Genomic DNA, 22,771 nt, shown 5'->3' on the forward strand with positions numbered 1-22,771 from the left:
ACAACAGAATGAAAACGATCCAGCTTCTTTGGATATTCACCTTTTCCACTCCTTTCTTCTCATCAAACAATCGTTAAGACCATTATATAAATTCCGCTGTCCCATTGACTTAGCCATAAATTTAGGGATGGGCCAATATCTTTCTGCCCATCCCCGTTTCTTTATTCTTTGATTACTGTTTTATATTGATCCAGATCATGATGATCAATGTCTATGTTTTGGATATCTTCAAATGATATATTATAGCGGTATAAGGTATATTGACTTTCTTCGGCTTCCTTCGGTGCTGATTTTAATTCATCATCTGCAACAAAAATTGTTACTCCAACGTGGTTAAAGTTCAGCTTTTTTAGTTCTTCTAAAAAGCTCTTGATTCCTTTTTCATATTGGCCATTTTGTTCATAGACTCTCAATTTTACGATTAGCTCATAATCCGGAGCCCCTTCATTTTTCAAGACTTCAAACACCGATGGAATCTCTCCGGTATACTTATCTTTTTTCGGGCCATTTGAATAAGCAATGTGCTCAATCTTTCTCTCATCAAAATGTTTTTGAACCAATGACGTGATCTTTGGTTTGAGTTCTTCGGTCCATAATGTTTCCACATAAGTATCCCTGATTTCATTCTGTTCCATAATGATTGCTACATAAGTGTTTTTATCATCTTTTATATTTCCTTCAACTGTATATATCTGTCCGCTTAAAAAATCTTTCGTCACATCAGAAACTTCATATTCCTTATTATACGTATCCTTGATATACCGAATCGCTTTTTCTTTGATCTCTTTTTCTTCAGCTTTATCCATATCTCCCACTCCTCCCGTGCCTGTGCATCCTGCCAGCAAGTATACAAACAACAGGATGAAAACAATCCAGCTTCTTTTGAAATTCATCTTTTTTACTCCCTTCCTATCATCAATCAATTGTTAAGATCATTATATAAATTCCGCTGTCCCATTGACTTAGCCATAAATTTAGGGATGGGCCAATATCTTTCTTGCCCATCCCTGTTTCTCTATTCTTTGATTACCGTTTTATATTGATCCAGATCAAGATTATCAATATCCACTTTTTGAATGTCATCGATAACAATATTGTAGCGATACAGAGTATAGCTGCTTTCCTTAACGTCTTCAGGGGCCGATTTCAATTCATCATCTGCAACAAATACTTCCATCATAACTTTATTAAAATTCATTGATTGGGCTTCTTTCAAAAAGTTTTTCAGACCTGATTCATACAGCCCATTATCGTTATAAATTCGTGCAGTAATCACTAAAGTAAAGTCCTTATCTCCACCATTTTTCAACACTTCAAATACAGATGGAACTTCTCCGCTATATTTATGGGGCCTCTTCCCATTGCTGTATGAAATACTTTCAATCCGCCTTACATCCATATATTTGTTTATCATTGCTGTTATTTTGGGACTCAATTCTTGCCTCCATAACGCTATTACATAAGTATCTTTGATTTCATTGTCCTTCTCCCAAATCACCGTCACTTCCGTATCCTTTCCATCTTTCACTTTTCCCCGTACACGGATGAGTCCGGCAGCTTGTCCCTTGCTCACTTCACTCACTTCAAAATCTTTATTATATTTTTCTTTAATATATTTAATTGCCTTTTCTTTGAGCTGTTTCTCTTCTTCTTGACTCATTTGCTTTCCCTCTTCCTGTATTGTTTCTATCGAATTTGTCTGACAACCAGTTAACAACAAAGCAAACATAAATATTACAAGAAACCATCTTTTTCTAAACACCTTTAATTTACACCTCACCTTTTTACAATGTTTCCATCTTCATCATATACATCGGGAATAGGTGTATCTACAGGTTTTTTTTCACCTCTGTCATATCCGGTAAAGTTGGAAATCCCGTGACTGGATAATCCAAGTCCGATTTGATTATCCAATCCGGTTAACTCGTCCACCCTTTTCACACTTCCATCAGATTCTATCTCATAAGTTTCACCCGGACGATATCCTAATGAACCAACAAGGTCATCATCATAACGATAATTTCTAATTAGATCATCATAAGCACCTGCTATTTCCTTAGCAGCTATTTCACGAACTTCGGGATTTAACAGGTTTGTAAAATAACTTCTTAATGTTCCCCCAATACCTCCTAGGATAGTGCTGGCATTAACATTAGGAAACAAATTTTTTCCAGGAGCATTAAATGTTACTGCTGGAATTCCATATTTAGTTGCTGAATCTAATGCCAAATATCCTCCAAGAGAATGTCCAGTCAATACCATTTTGTATCCTTTATATTCTTCACTATTAACTATATTTGAAATCATTTTTCTTGCTTCGATTGCTTGTGGATTTATATCATTCCCTAAAGCAATCGGACCATCACCAATTACAATATCTTCCCATCGGTCTGGCTCAGTTCCTCGAAAAGCAATCACCATTTCCTTAGAATATATATTTTTGAATACATACATTTGTAATCCATTTTTTAAATCAAGGTTTAAATTTGAATCTATCTCCCACTCTTCACCTAAAACTATATCCAAATCATCTTTTATAACAGTTTCATCAGCATAAACTAAATCAGATAACTCAGCCAACTGTTTATCTGAAATATTGATATCACTCAGCTTTCCATAAGGATATTGGCTGTTCCCCCCTGCCATTCCGGCATTCCCCAGACTGGCGGTCAGATTTTGTCCTTCCAATCCCTTTCTCGCAAAAAGATTTTTCAAACTCGTATAGGCCGATTGGATTCCTCTGGCGAGGGGTTGTCCGAATTTACTCAACAATCCGGTAAGGGCTGTGATTCCAAGCACAATTCCCCCAGTAATTTTGCCTGCTGTGGAGGTCATCCAATCCCAGGCTTTTTGGGCCGCTTTCTTGGTGGCGGATGCGGCGGTGTCCCAAGCCTTTTTCGCGCCGTTTTTCAGGTTGTTCCAAGTGTTGGAGACCCCGTTTTTTAATTTGTTCCAAGAACCGGAGACAAAGTCTCCCACTTGGCTGAAGAAGCCTTTCTCCTGCTTGGACGGGGTAACGTTCAGCTCCTCCGTCGGCTTGGGAGCCGGAGCCGGTTTTCCTTGGTTGAAATCCTCATGGATCTGCGGAACATCGAAACTCCCGCCACCGGTTGCATAGGCAGTTGGTGTGGCCAGTACACATGCAACAAAAATGAAGCATAAGAAGAGTTTCCCATGATGTATCGTTTTCATTTTGGCAACCTTTCACCTCTTTTGCATGATGCGTCCCCTTGCTGAAGGGGAATTCTGAAAATCCTATGAAATTATATAATATATGACATTATTTTCAATACTCCTTTCTTTTTCATAATCTATTCACAAATTGTTTAACCGATTTATCTCATCAATTTCAAATGGGGATATTGAAATTTTATCAAGTAAAAAAACAAAGGGCGTGACATGCGCCTTGTTTTCCCCTTGAAAATGCATCTTTCCAACCGCCCCATAAGACAAAAGTTATCTTGGAACAAGATTCCCCTTCACTTTTCCGAAAAATTCAAAAAGGGGTGTGCCCTTTTTCCCGAACCGTCCGCCGGAATCATTCCCGCTTGTTTCCGGAAAACGATAGTTGCGGATCAGTTTGTCGTATGCACCGGTTGATTCTTTGACGACTTTTGCCGCACGGGAACCCTCTGTGATTTTGACCGCATAATTGCCCATGGGAGCCATTCCCACGGCTCCTTTGGACCCGCCCAATGCCCCCAACAATGTTTTCTCACTTACGTTTGGCAACTTTGGAACATTAAACGTCACGGCCGGGATCTTGTATCTGGCGGCACAGTCCGCAGCGACATATCCTCCCAAGGCATGTCCCGTCAGGATCTTGTCATAATGGCGGTATTTTTCTTCACTGAAGATCTTTTCTTGCAAATATTTACGGGCCGCAATCACTTGCGCATTGACGGCATCCTGATCAAATCCCGCAGCACCTTTGCCCGTTTTTCCCGGGAAAGTCTCCGTGTCCCGGAAAGCAATCATCATCTCGTTGGTGCGGGGGTTGACAAACACATCGGCTTGCAAGCCGTTCGGAAGCTCTTCCCTTAAACCGGAAACAGCCTCCCAATCTTTTCCCGGCTTGTCCACGGTTTTCTGCCCGACAGTTCCCCCCTTGGATGCCATGGCGGCGATCGCCAACTCCCGGTCAGTCACTTTCCGGTCTTTCAATGTGCCGTTCGGATACAGCCGGTTCTGCATCCTCTGCTTCAGACTGCTGTATGCTCTTTGGACGGTGCTTTGGATCTGCCGGCCGAACTTGCCGAACAATCCGGCGAGGGCTGTGACCACCAGCATCATTCCTCCCGTTATTTTCCCGGCAGTGGATGTCACCCAGTCCCATGCTTGCCGGGCCACATTTTTGGTGGCCATGATGGCGGAATCCCATGCCTTTTGGACCCCGCTTTTTAATTGGTTGAAAAAGCCGGAAATCCCGTCCGCCGCACGATCCGGAAAACCTTTCCCTTCCCCGGTTTCCGCCGTCGGTGTCCCTTTGTCGGGAGCCGGTCCTTCTTTGATCTCACGGAAATCCTCATTGATTTCGGGAACCTCAAACCCTCCGCCGACGGCATGGGCTGAAACCGGAAAAATAACCATGGAAGCGAAAAGAAACAAGAACAAAAGGCTCCCGTCACGTAATCTTTTCATCTTGGCAACCATTCACCTCTTTACCTGTGAGTCCGTTTCATTAAAGACTTTGAAATCGATGGATTTTCTTCCTTTTTCTTTTGCCAATATTAATAATTATAATAAAAAATTCCATATTTGAGTTAAAAAATGAAGGAATAACTTGATAAATTATCCTTTGTCGACTTGCGATAAGGCAAAAAGATGGACAGAACAAATTTTCTGCCCATCTTTTTTAATGTTGGATCACGGTTTTATATTGATCCAAATCAAGGTTTTCGATATTCACTTTTTGGATGTTTGGGATGTGAATGTTATAGCGATATAACAAATATTTATTTTCATCTTTGGCAAGATCAGCGTTTAACCGGTCATCGTAAACATGGAATTCGAATCCGATCTCATGAAAATTCATATCCCTTAATTCTTTTAGAAATGACTTGATATTTTCGGGAGTCTGTCCGCCGTTTTCATATATTTCACCGGTCACCTCCAAGATATACTTTTCATTCCCTCCATTCTTCAACACGTCAAAGATGGAAGGAATATTTCCGGTATATCTCGTGTCTTTGGCAGTTCCGTCATTATAGGAAACATGGTCAACGCTTCTCACACTCATATGTTTGTTCAACATATCTTTGATTCTCGGGGTCAATTCTTTCGTCCATAATTCCGTGAGATAGGTGTCATCCATTTCCTCTTCTTTTTTCCAAAAAACCGTCGCTTCCGTATCTTTTCCGTCTTTCACAAATCCCCGTACACGGATGAGTCCGGCAGCATGTCCCTTGTTCACTTCACTCACTTCAAATTCTTTGTTATATGTATCCTTGATATACTGAATGGCTTTTTCTTTGATTTTTTTCTCTTCTGCCTGATCTATATCTCCCATGCCTCCCGTTCCTGTGCATCCAGCCACAAGGAATACAAACAACAGAATGAAAACGATCCAGCTTCTTTGGATATTCACCTTTTCCACTCCTTTCTTCTCATCAAACAATTGTTATGATTAAAGATCATTATATAAATTCCTCTGCCCAAATTAAATTAGCCATAAATTTAGGGATGGGCCGATTTCTTTCTGCCCATCCCCATATTCATCTAAATCAGTATACAGTTTTATATTGATTCAAATTTATTGAATCAATTTCCGCTTTTTGAATATCATCAATTGAAATTACATATTCGTATAATAAGTATTTTCCTTCATCTTCTTTTGTTGTTGATGTTTTTAATTGATCATCATAAACATAAATCGTTACTCGTACCCTATTAAAATTCATTTCTTCGATTTCCTCTAAAAAGTTTTTTATTGATTGTTCATACTTCCCTCCGTTTTTATAAATTTCCCCAGTCCATTTAAACAAATAATCCTTATCTCCCCCGTTTTTCAGAACTTCATACACGGATGGAATCTCTCCGGTATATTTATTCGGTAATGTCCCATTGGTATAAGAGATGCTTTCAATTCTCTTTATATCAAAGTGCTTCTTTGAAATCTCCTTGATTTTTGGTTCTAACTCCTGATTCCAATAATTTAATACATAACTATCAGTGACTTGATCTGGTAACACCCAATACACGGTAGCTGGTGTATCCTTTCCATCCTCAACAGTCCCGCGAATGACATATCTGGATTCCAGTACTTGTGTGTGCTCCACCTTTGTTACCTTAAATTCTCTGTTATATGTATCCTTGATATGCTGAATTGCTACTTCTTTTGCTTTCTTTTCTGCTTCTTGATTTTCCTCAGAGGATGTATTGATTAAACTTGACTCACAACCCGTTAACGTTAAAGCAATCAAACAAATGACCAAGCCCCACTTTCCTCTCAACCATTTCCACTCCCTTTTTCTCATCAAACAATAACTAAGATCATTATATAAATTTCTCTGTCCTATTAACTCAACCATAAATCAGGGATGGGCCAATGTCTTTCTGCCCATCCCTTTTTGTTTAATGTTTGATTACTGTTTTGTATCGATCCAGATCAAGACTATCAATATCTACTTTTTGAATGTCATCAATCACAATATTGTACCGATATAATGTGTATTCACTTTCTTTAGTTTCCTCAGCTATTGATTTTAATTTATCATCAGACACATAGATCTCTATAATCACTTTATTAAACCCTAATTTCTCAATCTCTTGTAAAAAACTTCTAACTCCTTGTTCATATTGACCATTTTGTTCATAAACCCTTAATGTTAAATCCAATGTATAATCAGGATCTCCTCCATTTTCTAATACATGAAAGACAGAGGGAATGTCACCGGTATACTTATCTCTTTTTCTTCCATTAGAAAAAACAATATGTTCCAACTCTCTTACATCAAAATGTTTTTGAGCCAAGGTAGTCATTTTTGGTTTTAATTCTTCCGTCCATAACGTACCTACATATGTATCTCTGATTTCGCCTTGTTCCATAATAACTGATACTTGTGTATTTTTCTCATCTTTTATATTCCCTCTAACTGTATAATTCTGTCCTGTAAAACGATCTTTACTTACTTCGGATACTTCGAAATCTTTGTTATATGTATCCTTGATATACTGAATGGCTTTTTCTTTGATTTTTTTCTCTTCTGCCTGATCTATATCTCCCTCTCCTCCCGTTCCTGTGCATCCAGCCACAAGGAATACAAACAAAAGAATGAAAACGATCCAGCCTCTTTGGATATTCACCTTTTCCACTCCCTTCCTATCATCAATCAATCCCTAAGGTCATTATATAAATTCCTCTGTCCCATTACTTAGCAAATAAATTTAGGGATGAACCGATTTCTTTCTGCCCATCCCTGTTTGATTAATCTTTAAGAACTGTTTTGTATTGATCCAAATTGTAATGATCAATATCAATTTTTTGAATATCATCAATTGAAATGTTATAGCGATATAAGGTATATTTACTCTCTTCGGCTTTTTCTGATACGGTTTTTAATTCGTCATCGGAAACAAAAATCTCCATCACTACCTCATGAAAATGCATACCCCTTAGTTCTTTCAAAAAGCGCTTAATCCCTTGTTCATATTGCCCATTTTGTTCATAGATTCTTAATGAAATCGACAATGTAAACTGCTGATCTCCACCATTTTTCAGATGTTCAAAAACGGAAGGAATTTCTCCACGAACGCTGTCACCTTTCGTTCCACTTGTGTAAGCAATATCTTCCACAGTATTTATATCCATATACTTTTCCGCCAAAGAAGTGATTTCTGGTTTTAATTCCTCTGACCATAATTTCCCTACATATGTATCTCTGATTTCATCTGGCAGTTCTATAATTACCGTTACCCTGGTGTTTTGGTCATCTTTGATGTTCCCTCTGATTGTATAAGCCTGACCTGTTGCCGGGTTTTTGACTACCTCAGACACCACATACTCTTTTTGGTACTTATCTTTGATATATTGAATCGCTTTTTCTTTGATTTCTTTCTCTTCGGCTTGATCCAACTCTCCCATACCTCCCGTGCATCCAGCCACCAAACATGCAAACAACATGATAGTCAAGACCCAGATTCTTTTGAAATTCATCTTTTTTCCACTCCTTTCTTATCTTCAGTCAATCGCTAAAATCATTATATAAATTCCTCTGTCCCATTGACCTTAGCCATAAATTTAGGGATGGGCCGATTTCTTTCTGCCCATCCCTATTTCTCTATTCTTTGATGACTGTCTTATATTGATTCAGATCAAGATTGACAATATCTACTTTTTGAATATCATTGATCACAATATTGTAGCGATATAAGGTGTAGCTACTTTCTTTTACGTCTTCCTGTGCAGATTTCAACTGATCATCTACAACGAAAACCGTTATTATAATCTCATTTATGCCAAGCCCTTTAATTTCATCTAAATATTCTTTTAATCCTTTCTCAAACTGGCCGGCATGTTCATATACTCGTAATGTAACTTGTAGCGCAAAATCCGGATCCCCTCCGTTTTTTAATACTTCAAAAACAGATGGGATATTGCCTGTATATTTATCTATTTTTCCACTACTATACACAATGTCTTCAATACGCCTTACTTCCATGTGTTTGTTTGCGAGTGCTTCAATTTTTGGTTTCAACTCATTTGTCCATAATACAGAAACGTATGTATCCCCTACTTGTCCGTTACGTTCCCATATTATGCTAGTTTCCGTATCTTTTCCATCCTTCACGATCCCATCCACATAAACTGTGCCTGTCACCCTGCCTCTATTTATTCCTTTTACTTCAAATTCTTTTTGGTACTTTTCTTTTATATACTGTGCAGCTTTTTCCTTTAATTCTTCATCTTCCAATTGATACATCTCTCTCTCTCCTTCATTTGAACCTGTAGAACCAACCTGACAACCTGTCAATAACAATGAACACATAAAGAAGACTATTAAAAAGCTTTTTATAGTTCTCACTCCATTTTCACACTCCTTTTCCTCGATACAAGATTTCCATCCTGATCATAGAGATTTGGAATCGGTGATTTGCTACTATCAGTAAAATTACCTATTTTATGACCAAACTTCGCCGTTAATCGTTGATCTAATCCGTCTTTATCATCGGCTTCTTCAATGCTTCCACAGTTCCGTCATTATAGGAAACATGGTCAACGCTTCTCACACTCATATGTTTGTTCAACATATCTTTGATTCTCGGGGTCAATTCTTTCGTCCATAATTCCGTGAGATAGGTGTCATCCATTTCCTCTTCTTTTTTCCAAAAAACCGTCGCTTCCGTATCTTTTCCGTCTTTCACAAATCCCCGTACACGGATGAGTCCGGCAGCTTGTCCCTTGTTCACTTCACTCACTTCAAAATCTTTGTTATATGTATCCTTGATATATTGTATTGATTTTCTTTGATCTCTTTTTCTTCTGCCAGATCCAAATTACCTATGCCTCCGGTGCCTGTGCATCCGGTCGCCAAGAACACAAACAACAGGATGAAAAGAATCCAGATTCTTTGGATATTCACCTTTTTTCTACTCCTTTCTTCTCATCAAACAATTGTTATGATTAAAGATCATTATATAAATTCCTCTGTCCCATTGACTTTGCCATAAATTTAGGGATGGGCCGATTTCTTTCTGCCCATCCCCGTTTCTCTATTCTTTAATGACTGTCTTATATTGATTCAGATCATGATGATCAATGTCTATGTTTTGGATATCTTCAAAATGAATATTATAGCGGTATAAGGTATATTGACTTTCTTCAGCTTCCTTTGGTGCTGATTTTAATTCATCATCTGCAACAAAAATTGTTACTCCAACTTGGTTAAAGTTTAACCTTTTTAATTCTTTTAGAAAGTTTTTGATTCCTTGTTCATATTGACCATTTTGCTCATAAACCCTTAAGGTCACATTTAGCTTATATTCCGGATCAACTCCATTTTTCAAAACTTCAAACACTGAAGGAATTTTCCCTGTATACTTATCTTTTTTCGTCCCATCTGAAAAGCCAATATTCTCGATCCTTCTCACATCAAAATCCTTTTTGACCAACGACGTAATTTTTGGAGTTAATTCTTCCGTCCATAATGTCTCAACATATGTATCCCTGATTTCATTCGGTTCCATAATAACGGATACTTGAGTGTTCTTTTGATCTTTGACATTCCCTCTAACTGTATAAGTTTGTCCTGTGAAACGGTCCTTACTTACATCGGATACTTTAAAATCTTTATTGTATGTATCCTTGATATACTGAATGGCTTTTTCTTTGATTTTTTTCTCTTCTGACCAATCCATGTCCCTCATGCCTCCTGTGCCTGTGCATCCGGCCAACAGGAATACAAACAACAGGATGAAAACAATCCAGCTTCTTTGGATATTCACCTTTTTTCTACTCCCTTCCTATCATCAAACAATTGTTAAGATCATTATATAAATTCCGCTGTCCCATTGACTTAGCCATAAATTTAGGGATGGGCCAATATCTTTCTTGCCCATCCCCATATTCATCTAAATCAGTATACAGTTTTATATTGATTCAAATTTATTGAATCAATTTCCGCTTTTTGAATATCATCAATCGAAATTACATATTCGTATAATAAGTATTTTCCTTCATCTTCTTTTGTTGTCGATGTTTTTAATTGATCATCATAAACATAAATCGTTACTCGTACCCTATTAAAATTCATTTCTTCGATTTCCTCTAAAAAGTTTTTTATTGATTGTTCATACTTCCCTCCGTTTTTATAAATTTCTCCAGTCCATTTAAACAAATAATCCTTATCTCCCCCGTTTTTCAGCACTTCATACACGGATGGAATCTCTCCGGTATATTTATTCGTTTTTGTCCCATTGGTATAAGAGATAGTTTCGATTCTCTTTATTTCAAAGTGTTTATTTGAAATTTCCTTGATTTTTGGTTCTAACTCCTGATCCCATTTCACAAGCACATAATCATCTTTTATCTCTGGAGGCATCCAATAAACAGTTATTTCTGTATTGTTCTCATCTTTCACATTTCCCGTTATAAAACAATTGGAATTAAACTCTCGAACACACTCCACTTTTGTTACAACAAACTCTTTATTGTATGTACTTTTAATATGCTGAACAGCTTTATCCTTCAGTTGTTTTTTTTCCTCTTGACTCATTTGCTTTCCCTCTTCCTTTGGTAATGTATCAACGGAATTTGTTTGACAACCGGTCAGCATCATAACAATGACACAAACACAAATGATTGGTATCCACTTTCCTCTCAACCGAATTCACTCCCTTGGGGCAATATTTCCATTATTTTTCTCATATAAATTTGGAATGGGTGTATCTAATTTTTCCTTTGTATCTTCATCGTACCCGGTTGTGAAATTAGAAATGCCATGACTTCCCGAAAAAACATTGATATTTAATTTGTTATCTAGTCCCTCATCTAACGTTACTTTACCGGCTTTATCAATATCATAAGTTTCTCCCAGTCGATAGCCAACCGATCCCACTACATCATCATTAAAACGATAGTTGCGAATCAGTTTATCATATGCGCCTGTGGACTCTTTAATAATATCCACTTGTACATGAGGATCTGTAAGATTTATCACATAACTTCCAGCAGTTAACACAGCAGCCCCTTTAGGACCACCTAAAGATCCAAGCAAAGTACTCCCATTCACATTTGGGAACAGGTTGTTTCCCGGGGCATTAAAAGTGACTGCTGGAATTTTATATCTGGCTGCACAATCAGCAGCTAAATATCCTCCTAAAGAATGCCCCGTAATGGTCTTTTTATAATGCTTATACTTTTCATTACTTAAAATCTGTTCTTTCACAAAAATGCGTGCCTTATTTACTTGTGAATTAACCAAACTACTGTCATTCCCCAAAGCAATGGGCCCATCACCGATTACAATATCTTGCCACTGATCAGGTTCTGTGCCCCGGAAAGCAATAATCATTTCTTTTGTGGTGGAGTTAACAAACACATGAGCTTGTAGCCCATTAGACAAGTCAAGACTTAAGCTTTTATCTTCTGACCAATCTTCACCAAGATAAGTTTCTATATTTTTCTCTGAGATTACATCTTTATAAGTCATATCTGATGCAAATGCCAACTGTCTATCAGTCACTTCACGATCCTTTAACGTCCCATTGGGATATAACCAATTTTCTATTGACTGTCGAACACTGCTATATGCCCGCTGAACTCCATTTTTTATCTGGTGTCCAAACTTACTGAACAATCCGGTAAGGGCTGTGATTCCAAGCACAATTCCCCCGGTGATTTTGCCTGCTGTGGAGGTCATCCAATCCCAGGCTTTTTGGGCCGCATTTTTGGTGGCGGATGCGGCGGTGTTCCAAGCTTTTTTCGCGCCGTTTTTCAGGTTGTTCCAGGTGTTGGAGACCCCGTCTTTTAATTTGTTCCAAGAGCCGGAGACAACGTCTCCCATTTTGCTGAAGAATCCTTTTTCCTGCTTGGACGGGGCAACGTTCAGCTCCTCCGTCGGTGTGGGAGCCGGAGCCGGTTTTCCCTGGTTGAAATCCTCATGGATCTCTGGAACATCGAAACCCCCGCCGCCGGTTGCATAGGCGGTTGGTGTGACCAGGGCACATGCAACCAAAATGAAGCATAAGAAGAGTTTCCCATGATGTATCGTTTTCATTTTGGCAACCTTTCACCTCTTTACCTGTGAGTCCGTGTCATTAAAAACTTTGAAATCGATGGTTTTTCTTCCTTCTCCTTTTGCTAATATTAATAATTATAAAAAAATTCTAAATTTGACTTTAAAAAACGAAGAAATACGTTGGTGAACGATACTTTTCCTCCTGCAATCTGCAAAAAAGATGGACAGATCCCATTCTGCCCATCTTTTTTAATGTTGGATCACCGTTTTTGATCCAAATCAAGGTTTATCCATTTAACCTTGTTCTTTCGGTTTCCTTTTGTGATGATCCGAAGAATATAAAAAACCCCCGCCTTTTCAGCAGGGTTGAAAAGACGGGGAGAATTCTCATTCATTGGAGGAAAAGAGTTTGGACAAGGCTTCTTTGAGAGCCGGATTGGACAGTTCCTCCTGTTGTTTGAGATAGCGATTGATTTCTTTTCGCGAGACTTTGCTTTTTTGCTCTTTTTCCATCCGTTCTTTGAAAGAGGCGTATTTTTCCCGAAAACCGCAAGAACAGACAAAGATGCGCCCCTCTCCTTCCCCGCGCAGTTCCATCCGCTTTCTGCATTCGGGGCAGTGGACATTGGTGATGCGGGCCAGGTTTTTCCGGTAACCGCAGGACCGGTCCTGGCAAACCAGCATTCTTCCTTTTTTGTTCTTGACTTCAAGCAGCCGCTTGCCGCAGTCCGGACAGCGGGTGGCTGTCAGGTTGTCATGGCGGAAGGTGCGTTCGCTGGCTTTGATCTCATGGACCACCCGTTTGGCATAATCCCTCATCTCACGCAAGAAGCTTTCTTTTTTCAATTTCCCGTTAGCGATCGATTGCAGTTTTTGTTCCCATTTCGCAGTGAGTTCCGGCGATTTCAGCTCCTCCGGGACCAAATCGAGCAGTTGTCTCCCGGTGGAGGTGAGGTAAATGTATTTTCCTTTCTTTTCAATATAATAGCTGTCAAACAATTTCTCGATGATATCCGCCCGGGTGGCCACGGTTCCGAGCCCGCCCGTTTCCCCGATCGTTTTGATCAAATCTTTCCGGTCGGTTTCCATGTATTTCACCGGATTTTCCATGGCGGCGATCAAGGTGCCTTCGGTAAAGCGTTCCGGCGGCTCCGTTTCCCCTTGCGTCAACTTCAAAGACCGGACGGTCAGCTCCTCGCCGGGCTGAACCCGGGATAATGCCGGGTTCATGTCGGCTTCCGGTTCGCTGCCGGCCACTTGTTTCCAGCCGGGGGACAACACGGTTTTCCCGCCGGCGATGAATGGTTCCCCTCCGATGGTTCCCTCCAACTTGATCTCCTCATATTCAAAGGGTGGGAACAACACGGCAAAAAACCTTCGCACCACCAGATCAAAAATCTTTCGTCCCCGGGGGCTGAGGTCTTCCAACCGGACCGGCTCTTCGGTCGGAATGATGGCATGGTGATCAGAAACTTTCCGGTCATCCACGAAATGGGCGCCGGCTTTCACCCCTTGTTTTGCTTGCCGGGCAAACTCCGCATACGGACCCACCCGGCAGGCTTCGATCCGCTCTTTTAACGTATCCACGATGTCGGAAGATAAATAACGGGAATCCGTGCGCGGATAGGTGACCACTTTGTGTGTTTCATACAATTGCTGAAGCGTCGACAAGGTTTCTTTGGCGGAAAATCCGTACCGCTGGTTGGCTTCCCGTTGCAATTCGGTCAAGTCGTAAAGGGCAGGCGCCCATTTCTTTTTCTTTTTCCGGCTGGCATGGGTGATGGAAAGTTTCTTTCCTTTGCCTGCGGACACGATGTTTTCGCAAATTTCTTTGCGAAAGCTCCGGCCTTTTTTCCAAGTGAATTTCAACCCTTTGTCCGTGACCGCTTCCACCCCGTAAAATGTCTTCGGCTGGAAGTTTTTGATCTCCTCTTCGCGGCGGGCAATCATGGCCAACGTGGGGGTCTGGACCCGTCCGCATGAAAGCGAGGCATTATACTTGCTGGTCAACGCCCTGGTCGCATTAATGCCAACCACCCAATCCGCTTCCGCCCGGGCCACCGCGGAACGGTATAAGTTTTCGTACAGTTTTCCGTCCTTCAGTTTTTTAAAACCTTCTTTGATCGCCTTGTCGGTGACGGAGGAAATCCACAAACGCTTGACCGGCTTTTTGACCCGGGCTTTTTCAATAATCCACCAGGCCACCAGTTCCCCTTCCCGGCCGGCATCGGTGGCAATGACAATGTTTTTCACATCCGGTCGGGACATCAGCTTCTTGATCTGGTGAAATTGTTTGCTCGTTTTCCGGATCACCACTTGTTTCAAGGGTTGGGGCAAAATCGGCAGATCTTCCATCCGCCAGACTTTGTACTTTTTGTCATAGGCTTCCGGTTCCGCCAATGTGACAAGATGGCCGAATGCCCATGTCACGATATATTTGTCTCCTTCCATAAAGCCATTTCCTTTTTTGCGGCAACCGAGGACACGGGCAAGATCCCGGCCGACGGAAGGTTTTTCTGCAAGTACCACTGATTTTTTCATCTTGATTCTTAACATCCTTTCAATCCACGCAAAAAAGATTACCAATCTCACTCTACCACTGTTTTCGGCAGAGTACCAGTTTGCATCCCCCCCTTGTGGAAAACAGGCAAAAAAAATAAGCCTGATCCATCCCATACAGGCTTATGGTTCATCCCGCCGGTGGACATCGTGGGCTGCCCGGATTCCGGATTCAATCGCTCCCTGGATCCATGTTCTCGTATAGGAAGCATGTTCCCCTGCAAAGTACACCCTTCCTTCCGGCGCAATAACGGCCGGAAACAACTCGCTTTCCTGTTCCGGTTTAAACATCGAGAATCCACCGTTGGTATGCGGATATTTTTGCCAACTGAAGGAAGCGCCCGTCACGACATGGTTTTCGATCGAGGGGCCGAAAACTTTCATCAGCTCATCCATGCATTCTTTGATTTGTTGATCCAGGGACAATCCATCCCAAATCAATGCATGATCCTCCCATGTGTAACTGGCCAGCACCACGCCGGTGTCACTGCCAAACCCATGACTGGGAAAATAGGTGAAGCGGGTCGGCTGGTCGGTGATCATTTTCCCGCCAAACAGTCCCGCGTCTTCCCAAAACCGTTTGTTAAACTGGATTCCGATTTTGGTGGAAGCCACGTAATGCAATTGCCGGATCGCCTTCCATTTGGCATGCGAAAAAGAATCGTACGGCTCGACGTCCACATATTGAAAAGCGGAAAAAGGAATCGTGATGATGGCGGCATCTCCGGTCACTTGAACCGTCCTCGAATTTTGATCCAGGGCATAAATGGTGACTTCCCGTTCATTTTGCACAATCCGGGTCATCTTGTGCCGGAACAAAATGTTGGGCCGAAGTTGCGGCAAAAAGGCTTTCGGCAATTGATCCATCCCTCCGGCCACCTCATAAAAAGAAACATCCGGGCTTTCAAGAAGGATCAGTTCACGCAACGCCTCTAGAAAAGACAATTCGGGAAGCCCTTCCAAATCCGCGAGCACCAGGATTTGTTCAATCGCTGCCGGCGACAGGGTCCATCCCACCGGATTGTACCGGAAAAATGAATCGACAGAATATTTGTCAAATTCTTTAATCACCGTAATCCACCGCTGTTCCGGATCTTCTTCGATGAACTGAGTGATCGGGGAAACGGCCAGTTTGAGCAAATTGCTGATCGTTTTCCCTTTTTCATATGCATTGACCGGAAACCTCAAGACATCCGGATTTCGTTCATACTCTTTCTGCCGCACCAACACATTATTGACAAAAATCAGATCGTTGGGAGTGGAATTCACAAACGGCCGAAGCATCAGCCCGAATTTCCGGATATACGCCAATGTCAAATGATGGGTATTGGGAATGCGCATGGCTCCGGCCTCCATATACTCCCCGTTTTCAAACGGTGACCGGATGGTATAAACCCTTCCTCCCACACGATCTGAGGATTCCAAAAGGATCACTTCATGCCCGGCTTCTTTCAACAAAGAAGCAGCCACCAATCCGGCCATTCCCGCTCCAACCACAATGATCCGTTTCGGTTGGGATGTCCGGCCGAGTCCTTTTTGGATGATGGAGATCATTTCTTCATTGGATAACGAGGGGATAAAAGGATTCATGATTTACCTCCAAGGACATGGAATACTATATCCTATGCGTTTCCAGTCCTTTTAAGCATCCAAGTCCCCAGTTTTTCCCCATCCGGTCGGATTTACGCGAAAATATCGTAGGACTTAAATTTCCACACCGATTTTTTCTCTTCTTTGAAAACCTCCAAATCCCAACAGGGAATTTCAATCATTTTCCCGTCTTCAGTCTGAATCCGGACCCGGGTGTGTTTCACTTTTTTGGCCTCACAACAAACCTCGGTTCTTTCTTCATTGCCGTCGCGTTTGACCGCGACATACAAGTACATTTTTTGCATGTCCTGCAAAAATTTCTCCACTTCGCTTTCGGTTCCTTCGATGTTTAACTTCAACACGGTTCACTGTCCCCTTCCTTGGATTTTCCATGAAATGGTTGAAGATTTATCCGAAAATAGTATATAATTTACGAAAAATATTTGCAAATTTAGCAAAAATAATTAAATTCTCTTATTTATTCATGATATTTCTGAATGCGAATTAAATATTTAAACAAACCCTCCGGATATTTGGATTACCAAACCAAATAAACGGAATGTTCCCACAAATATATCAACAAAACCGGACGGAAAATTTTTTGAGGTGAATGGAATGAGCAAAGAACAAATTGATCGCTTGGCACTCGGGAAGTTTGTCCGCCAGCAGCGGAAAAAACGAAAACTCCGCCAGACGGATCTGACGGATGAAAAGTTGACCCAACCCGTTTTAAGCTCGATTGAAAACGGCAAAGGGCAAGTCAGTGAGGAAAAATTGGAATATGTCCTGAAAAAGCTGGGAGTGGAAGAAGACTTAACGTGTTTTTCCATGCAAAAGACAAAAGAAGAAAAGATCAATGAGACCGTCAAATTGAAGCTGACGGCCGTCGAAACGATCATCGATCTGATCAGCCCGGACCCGGGACTGGCACAATTAAGGGAACTGAACATTCACGATGACCATCCGCTCTCTGTGTGGGCGCATTATTTGAAAGGCAAAGCTTACGCCGGGAAAAAGAGGGGGAAAAAAGCGCAGAAACATTTTACGGAGGCGATTTTACAACTGGAACAACAATATCCGGAGATGGCCGAAAGCAACTTGCATTCTGCCAGTTATAACGGGTTAAGCCGGCTGGAGTACATGGCAGACCAATACGGTTCAGCACTCCGGTATGCCAAACAGGCACGGGAATGTTTTCAGGAAGAGGGGGAAAGAAGGTATTTAAAAGAAATCATTCTGGTCAATCAGGCCATTTATCTTGAAAAACTGAACCGCCTGGAAGAAGCGCAAAACACCTTGAATGAATTGAAAAAAGAGCAAGCCGGATATCTCAGCAAAGAAGCTCTCCTGCATCATTATGACGTCCGTTCTTCCATCTTGGCCAAAGCCCGGATGCACGCTCAGGCCATCCAATCGGCATTAAAAGGAATTGAACTGGCCCGCGTGGATAAGATGGCGGATCGCCTGATGAAGTTTTGGGGAATGCTGGGCCGGATTTACATCGATTCCGGACAGCTTCATCAAGCGGAAATCTGTCTGGAAACCGCGCAACAGTTGGAAAAAAAGGTGCGAAAGGCGGGATTGTCCGCTTATCTTTACATACAGCTGGCCACGTTGCATGAAAAAAAGAAACAAGCGGAACCGGCCCGCAATTATTCCCTCAAGGCGTTTGCATCCAGCAGAAAAGCAGGCCTGGCTTACCATGAGTGCGAAGCCTTGATGCTCATGGCAAACAGCTTTTTTCTGCAAAACGAAAACCTCAAAGCTTTTCAAACATTAAAGCAAGCGCTCCAAATCGCGACAAACTATTCGTTTTCCGACTTAACCGACCGGATCCATCTTCTGATCGGCACGCATCTGGACAAGCTGGGAGAACTTCATACCCATGCCTTTGCCTTGGATTTCCTCCATTCCCATGTCAAAGGCAGGAAGAAGGAAGAAACCCTGCCCGTGATCCTCCCCGCCGACTCCCCTTAAAAACACGAACACCTCCCGGTCTCATCCCCGGGAGGTGTTCTTCATGGGATATCAGCAATGTTTGTCTCTATAAATATAACATATTTTCGACTTGTCAATCTAAATGATCCACATCCCAGCCTTTAATTTTGCACCTTTTCTTCCAATTGCCGTAACCGCTTCTCCCCCAACAGGGCTTTTCCGGCTTCGCTCAGAACCAGCCCGATGCTGTCGCGGATGAGTTGATCCGCCAAGGAATCAAGCGGTGTGGCACTCTGGTTGATGATGATAACATCCGAACCGGTTTCATGGGCGATCTCCACCAACCCGGCAAAAGGATACACTTGCAAGGACGTGCCCATCACGAGAATCAGATCCGCTTTCTCCACTTCCAGAACTGCCTCATTCCAGGAAGCCGTGTCCAGCGGTTCCCCAAACAGCACAATCGGCGGCCGGAGAGGAGCCTGGCACTGCTCATCGGTACAATAATAAGTGCCTTCACGATACGAAGTGGCCGGATACTCTTTTCCGCAGCCGGAACAAACCAGATGGCGCATGTGACCGTGAATCTCGATCACTTTTTGGCTTCCCGCCCGCTGATGGAAACCGTCAATGTTCTGCGTCAGGATCGCTTTCACCATGCCTTCTTTTTCCAGTTCAGCCAACACATAATGGCCGATATTGGGATGATGTTTCAACAACTCTTCCACCCGCATCTGGTAAAACTCAAAAAAATCTTTCGTCCCGATGGCACCCGGGGTGGCAATTTCATTGGGATCCCTGCCGCTCCAAAGCCCGCCTTGTGAGCGGAAATCCGGGAGCCCGCTTTCCGTGGACATCCCCGCCCCGGTCAAAACCACGAGATGGTTGGCATTTTGAACCTTTTTCACCCATTCTCTCATGCCCTTACCCTCCTTCTCCCATCCATGTTAAGACGATTTTGATCCGGAAGCCAGTCTCGGCTTTATGAACAGATCCACCGGTTAACGCGGTTGATGATGTCTTGGTATTTCGGTTTGCACTGAATCATCATCCGGCTGACCGGATGATGCTCTCCATAGCGCTTCACCACGTCCCGGACCCTTTCATCCAAACTGACTTTTTCCCCTTGCGGCGAGGTTTGAACATCACAATAAGTGACCAAGTCTGTAAACAGCCGGTCTTGTTCATCCAACAGTTCATGATTCAAAGAATAGGTTGGAAGCAAATCGCTTCTTTTTTCCTTGACCGTTTCATAAGCTTCCGAATGAAAAAGGACTGCGGCAATCACCGGCTTGTTAAAACCGGCCTTAAGAGCAAAACAAGCTCCGTCAAAGGGATGAAAGTTGGTTTTGTTTAACTTGGGACTATAACCGATATCGTGGAGAAAAGCGGCTTGAATCAGTTCTCTTTTCACTTCCTCATTCAAGTTTAACTTTGGCAAAATCTCTTTCATAGAACGGACAACACCCAAGATATGATGATACCGGTTTTCTTCAGGCGAAAGAAAGTCTGCCAGTCTATCCGCATTAAACGGTTCGGGAGTTTTCCCGGACGATCTGAGAAGTTTCATCTTCACCAAAAATTTCCTCCTCATTCAAACCGCAATGATTGAAGAGCTTCCGGCCCGATCCCGTACCGGGCCAATGTTTTGATGGTACTTTCACCGGTTAATTGTTCTTCCTTCACTCCAAGCTGTAAAGCCACTTGGATCACATGCTCTTTGGACTCTCCTTCAATCTCCAGATACGGAGGGATACCCGGCCACTCGTCAATCTCCAGTCTCGCACCACTGAGCAAAAAACGGGTTCTCCGGTTTTCCTGGTACCCCTTGGAACGATACCCCAATTTCCCGAGCAACCGGTCGGCCTCCTCAAAGCTGCTCACGGTGATCTCAATCTCTTCCGTTCCGCCGATTCCGTCATGGTACACTTCTTTCACCGCCAGCGTGACTTCTTCACCCGTATCGCGCAGTCGGATCCATTTGCTTTGATCCCCCGGAGTGATTTCATAGACATAACGCCGCATCAAAAATTCGCCGGACTTTTCCCCGCCTGCTTGCAAGATCCGTTCCATCATTTCAGCCGGATCGATTTCCAGGACTTTGGCTTCAAATTCAATGGGCATATGGACTTCCCCCCTTTCTTTTTATTATAAAATCACGATGCTGCCGGGCCGAACCGATTTCCCGCAGGTCTGCACACCGGAAGACCATTTTGTCCAACACTTGGTCCCAGGCTTGAATGAATCGGCGGAGTTGATCCGCTGTCCATTTTTTCTCCCGCTCCCCGATGATGGCCTCAACCGCTTTCGGAGGTTTTTGACATGCACGGCCGATGACCCGGTTTTCGTATAGAAGATGCTTGTCCCGGTTGTATACTTCCAAAACATCAAAAAGTTTTTCTTTCTCAATCCGTTCCACAGTTTTCAGCATACCGCGATAAGCCGCATCATGCGACGCTTTGGCCACCGGCCTTCCATATCCGAAAATTTGTTTTTGTTCTTCATGCCGCTCATAAGTTCCCAACAGGCTGACTAACGCATGTACCGCCATCACTCGGACGATCACACGGTAGCCTTGTTGTTTCAAACGCTGAAGCGTGTTGCAAATCGGGCCGTCGGTTCTCATGGTTCCCTCAAAAACGAGATTCCGCTTGGTTTGGATCGCATATTTGAACACATCCCTTGTCCACCGGCGGACGTCAGGATCCGTCAACCGGGCGTAATCCTCCTCTTGCTTTAGCAAAATTTCTTTACTCATGGGATGTTCTTTCCGGAATTCATCGCCATTGATCACCACAAAAGAATGACCGGAAAACCCGTTTTCCGCAAGTGCAATCAGCCCGCCTTTCCCGGCTCCGGGCTGGCCGCCCAAAATCACGGCGGCCGGATGTTTTGCCGGAGCGGTGAACTCCTCCACTTCCTGTTTCAAACGCTCCAAAATTTCGTTATGTTCTTCCTCCGATAACGGATCCATGCATGAATCAACCCGTTCAACCCCCGTGTATTTTTTTCTCACCTTGTTTCCGTACACGGTTAAGATCTTGTGGATGACCTCCCGGTTTCCTGAGTACATGGCTTGTCTTTCTTGCAACAGTTTCCTTTTTTCGGCTTTTAACCGCTCCAGTTTCTCCCGATCGGGCTTTTCTTTCTTTTCCTCGTTCGCGATGGCCCGTCTTTGATCCGAGAGCACTTCGGCCATGACTTCAATAGCGACATCCAGTTTCACCCACTCCGGCATCGCCCGCACAACATCCTCCAAACTCCGGAAGCAAACATCCGACACGAGCACGTTCCCTCCTGTTCCCATAAATTTTGCCGATAAAACCACTCCTGTCTTTATTCGCCAGACTGTTGTATATTCTTTGTAACAACCTTAACAAGGGAGAATGGACATGACAAAGTGGACAAAAAAAGAGTTCGTCGATGAAGATTTCAGCCATCAACGCATTCCCGACGTATCCATGGAAGACTGCCATTTTCTCCGCTGCCGTTTCAGACAAACGTTTTTGAAGGAAATCAGCACCATCCGTTGTGTCTTTGATGAATGCCATTTTGCTCATGCAATCCTGAACGGCTCCACGCATCAGGGATCGGCCTTTTTCAATTGTCAATTTGAACACGCCCGGTTGTTTGCTTCGGTTTTTGAAAACTGCAAAATGACCGGCTCTTCCTTCGGCGAGGCCGATTTCACCGGGGTTTCCATCCAAGGCGGAGACTGGTCTTACACCTTGTTGCGAAATCAGCATTTTAAACGTTGCGACCTTTCCGGAATCCGGTTCAAAGAAGCCGACTTATATGGTACAGAGTTTGAAAAATGCAATTTAAAAGAGGCGGATTTATCTTACGCGAATATCCAAGGGGCTTCTTTCAAAGGATCCGATTTGAGAGGCGCCGTCTTGGAAGGAGTGGATTTGAAAAGCTCCAACTTAAAAGGAACCCGCATCGACCTTGCGCAAGCCATCCAACTCGCTCGCTCGTTTGGTGCAACAGTTGAGTAAATTTCAGAC

General features: G+C 42.7%; 22 protein-coding genes. 2 read left to right on the forward strand and 20 right to left on the reverse strand.

What is annotated here, in order from left to right; all coding sequences use genetic code 11:
- Window positions 1-161: 161 nt before the first annotated feature.
- The 16 genes from ATH33_RS09440 to ATH33_RS09515 form a co-directional block, all read right to left on the reverse strand.
- Window positions 162-893 carry a hypothetical protein gene (locus ATH33_RS09440; RefSeq protein WP_049719725.1) on the reverse strand — a complete coding sequence of 244 codons (732 nt, stop codon included), beginning with the start codon at window positions 891-893 and terminating at the stop codon, window positions 162-164.
- A 122-nt stretch (window positions 894-1,015) separates the two neighbouring features.
- Complete coding sequence (locus ATH33_RS09445; protein ID WP_037994266.1) at window positions 1,016-1,660, reverse strand: hypothetical protein; 645 nt, start codon at window positions 1,658-1,660, stop codon at window positions 1,016-1,018.
- A gap of 116 nt (window positions 1,661-1,776) precedes the next feature.
- Window positions 1,777-3,192, reverse strand: a complete 1,416-nt coding sequence (locus ATH33_RS09450; protein ID WP_037994264.1) for a Tle-like phospholipase domain-containing protein — start codon at window positions 3,190-3,192, stop codon at window positions 1,777-1,779.
- Between the two features lie 264 nt (window positions 3,193-3,456).
- A complete protein-coding gene (locus ATH33_RS09455; RefSeq protein WP_131470848.1) occupies window positions 3,457-4,641 on the reverse strand; it encodes an alpha/beta hydrolase family protein in 1,185 nt (394 codons plus the stop codon).
- Between the two features lie 214 nt (window positions 4,642-4,855).
- Complete coding sequence (locus tag ATH33_RS09460) at window positions 4,856-5,587, reverse strand: hypothetical protein (RefSeq protein WP_147437072.1); 732 nt, start codon at window positions 5,585-5,587, stop codon at window positions 4,856-4,858.
- Between the two features lie 136 nt (window positions 5,588-5,723).
- Window positions 5,724-6,452 (reverse strand): hypothetical protein, encoded by a 729-nt coding sequence (locus ATH33_RS09465; RefSeq protein WP_121874343.1) that lies wholly within the window; start codon window positions 6,450-6,452, stop codon window positions 5,724-5,726.
- 121 nt (window positions 6,453-6,573) lie between these two features.
- Window positions 6,574-7,305, reverse strand: a complete 732-nt coding sequence (locus tag ATH33_RS09470) for a hypothetical protein (protein ID WP_121874344.1) — start codon at window positions 7,303-7,305, stop codon at window positions 6,574-6,576.
- Between the two features lie 121 nt (window positions 7,306-7,426).
- On the reverse strand, window positions 7,427-8,155 hold the full coding sequence (locus tag ATH33_RS09475) for a hypothetical protein (RefSeq protein ID WP_037998408.1): 729 nt from the start codon (window positions 8,153-8,155) through the stop codon (window positions 7,427-7,429).
- Between the two features lie 124 nt (window positions 8,156-8,279).
- Complete coding sequence (locus ATH33_RS09480; protein WP_037998409.1) at window positions 8,280-8,921, reverse strand: hypothetical protein; 642 nt, start codon at window positions 8,919-8,921, stop codon at window positions 8,280-8,282.
- A gap of 229 nt (window positions 8,922-9,150) precedes the next feature.
- Window positions 9,151-9,408: a hypothetical protein gene (locus ATH33_RS09485; RefSeq protein ID WP_147437073.1), complete on the reverse strand. Its 258-nt coding sequence runs from the start codon at window positions 9,406-9,408 to the stop codon at window positions 9,151-9,153.
- A gap of 303 nt (window positions 9,409-9,711) precedes the next feature.
- Window positions 9,712-10,356 (reverse strand): hypothetical protein, encoded by a 645-nt coding sequence (locus ATH33_RS09490; RefSeq protein ID WP_147437074.1) that lies wholly within the window; start codon window positions 10,354-10,356, stop codon window positions 9,712-9,714.
- A 218-nt stretch (window positions 10,357-10,574) separates the two neighbouring features.
- The gene (locus ATH33_RS09495; RefSeq protein WP_147437075.1) at window positions 10,575-11,321 is read right to left on the reverse strand and encodes a hypothetical protein; all 747 of its coding nucleotides are present in this window, start codon (window positions 11,319-11,321) and stop codon (window positions 10,575-10,577) included.
- Window positions 11,322-11,327: 6 nt separating this feature from the next.
- Window positions 11,328-12,716 carry a Tle-like phospholipase domain-containing protein gene (locus tag ATH33_RS09500; RefSeq protein WP_121874347.1) on the reverse strand — a complete coding sequence of 463 codons (1,389 nt, stop codon included), beginning with the start codon at window positions 12,714-12,716 and terminating at the stop codon, window positions 11,328-11,330.
- A 348-nt stretch (window positions 12,717-13,064) separates the two neighbouring features.
- Complete coding sequence (locus ATH33_RS09505; protein ID WP_121874348.1) at window positions 13,065-15,218, reverse strand: DNA topoisomerase III; 2,154 nt, start codon at window positions 15,216-15,218, stop codon at window positions 13,065-13,067.
- A 141-nt stretch (window positions 15,219-15,359) separates the two neighbouring features.
- Entirely contained in the window at window positions 15,360-16,829 is a 1,470-nt protein-coding gene (locus tag ATH33_RS09510; RefSeq protein WP_369792442.1) for a flavin monoamine oxidase family protein, read from the reverse strand.
- A gap of 89 nt (window positions 16,830-16,918) precedes the next feature.
- Entirely contained in the window at window positions 16,919-17,188 is a 270-nt protein-coding gene (locus tag ATH33_RS09515; protein ID WP_049719708.1) for a hypothetical protein, read from the reverse strand.
- A gap of 253 nt (window positions 17,189-17,441) precedes the next feature.
- Between ATH33_RS09515 and ATH33_RS09520 the strand changes: the two genes are divergently transcribed.
- The gene (locus tag ATH33_RS09520) at window positions 17,442-18,803 is read left to right on the forward strand and encodes a helix-turn-helix domain-containing protein (protein WP_037994255.1); all 1,362 of its coding nucleotides are present in this window, start codon (window positions 17,442-17,444) and stop codon (window positions 18,801-18,803) included.
- Window positions 18,804-18,925: 122 nt separating this feature from the next.
- Here the strand turns inward: ATH33_RS09520 and ATH33_RS09525 are convergent, their stop codons facing one another.
- From ATH33_RS09525 to ATH33_RS09540, 4 genes are all read right to left on the reverse strand, one after another.
- Entirely contained in the window at window positions 18,926-19,684 is a 759-nt protein-coding gene (locus tag ATH33_RS09525; RefSeq protein ID WP_037994253.1) for an NAD-dependent deacylase, read from the reverse strand.
- A gap of 62 nt (window positions 19,685-19,746) precedes the next feature.
- Entirely contained in the window at window positions 19,747-20,334 is a 588-nt protein-coding gene (locus tag ATH33_RS09530) for an HD domain-containing protein (RefSeq protein WP_231855177.1), read from the reverse strand.
- A 20-nt stretch (window positions 20,335-20,354) separates the two neighbouring features.
- Window positions 20,355-20,888, reverse strand: a complete 534-nt coding sequence (locus tag ATH33_RS09535; RefSeq protein ID WP_037994251.1) for a class IV adenylate cyclase — start codon at window positions 20,886-20,888, stop codon at window positions 20,355-20,357.
- A complete protein-coding gene (locus ATH33_RS09540; protein ID WP_170151254.1) occupies window positions 20,878-22,047 on the reverse strand; it encodes a zeta toxin family protein in 1,170 nt (389 codons plus the stop codon). Before ATH33_RS09540 ends, ATH33_RS09535 begins: the two co-directional genes overlap by 11 nt.
- Before the next feature lie 109 nt (window positions 22,048-22,156).
- Between ATH33_RS09540 and ATH33_RS09545 the strand changes: the two genes are divergently transcribed.
- On the forward strand, window positions 22,157-22,762 hold the full coding sequence (locus tag ATH33_RS09545) for a pentapeptide repeat-containing protein (protein ID WP_170151255.1): 606 nt from the start codon (window positions 22,157-22,159) through the stop codon (window positions 22,760-22,762).
- The last annotated feature ends 9 nt before the right edge of the window (window positions 22,763-22,771 follow it).

Source organism: Thermoactinomyces vulgaris (genome assembly GCF_003688725.1).
Classification (GTDB): domain Bacteria; phylum Bacillota; class Bacilli; order Thermoactinomycetales; family Thermoactinomycetaceae; genus Thermoactinomyces; species Thermoactinomyces vulgaris.

Excerpts from the sequence above, each read along its gene's own strand:
- ATH33_RS09520 (WP_037994255.1), top strand. The coding sequence starts at position 17,442 with ATGAGCAAAGAACAAATTGATCGCTTGGCACTCGGGAAGTTTGTCCGC.
- ATH33_RS09490 (WP_147437074.1), bottom strand. The coding sequence starts at position 10,356 with ATGGATTGGTCAGAAGAGAAAAAAATCAAAGAAAAAGCCATTCAGTAT.
- ATH33_RS09455 (WP_131470848.1), bottom strand. The coding sequence starts at position 4,641 with ATGAAAAGATTACGTGACGGGAGCCTTTTGTTCTTGTTTCTTTTCGCT.
- ATH33_RS09480 (WP_037998409.1), bottom strand. The coding sequence starts at position 8,921 with ATGTATCAATTGGAAGATGAAGAATTAAAGGAAAAAGCTGCACAGTAT.
- ATH33_RS09525 (WP_037994253.1), bottom strand. The coding sequence starts at position 19,684 with ATGAGAGAATGGGTGAAAAAGGTTCAAAATGCCAACCATCTCGTGGTT.
- ATH33_RS09535 (WP_037994251.1), bottom strand. The coding sequence starts at position 20,888 with ATGCCCATTGAATTTGAAGCCAAAGTCCTGGAAATCGATCCGGCTGAA.
- ATH33_RS09475 (WP_037998408.1), bottom strand. The coding sequence starts at position 8,155 with ATGAATTTCAAAAGAATCTGGGTCTTGACTATCATGTTGTTTGCATGT.
- ATH33_RS09440 (WP_049719725.1), bottom strand. The coding sequence starts at position 893 with ATGAATTTCAAAAGAAGCTGGATTGTTTTCATCCTGTTGTTTGTATAC.
- ATH33_RS09445 (WP_037994266.1), bottom strand. The coding sequence starts at position 1,660 with ATGAGTCAAGAAGAAGAGAAACAGCTCAAAGAAAAGGCAATTAAATAT.
- ATH33_RS09530 (WP_231855177.1), bottom strand. The coding sequence starts at position 20,334 with ATGAAACTTCTCAGATCGTCCGGGAAAACTCCCGAACCGTTTAATGCG.
- ATH33_RS09500 (WP_121874347.1), bottom strand. The coding sequence starts at position 12,716 with ATGAAAACGATACATCATGGGAAACTCTTCTTATGCTTCATTTTGGTT.
- ATH33_RS09450 (WP_037994264.1), bottom strand. The coding sequence starts at position 3,192 with ATGAAAACGATACATCATGGGAAACTCTTCTTATGCTTCATTTTTGTT.
- ATH33_RS09505 (WP_121874348.1), bottom strand. The coding sequence starts at position 15,218 with ATGAAAAAATCAGTGGTACTTGCAGAAAAACCTTCCGTCGGCCGGGAT.
- ATH33_RS09545 (WP_170151255.1), top strand. The coding sequence starts at position 22,157 with ATGACAAAGTGGACAAAAAAAGAGTTCGTCGATGAAGATTTCAGCCAT.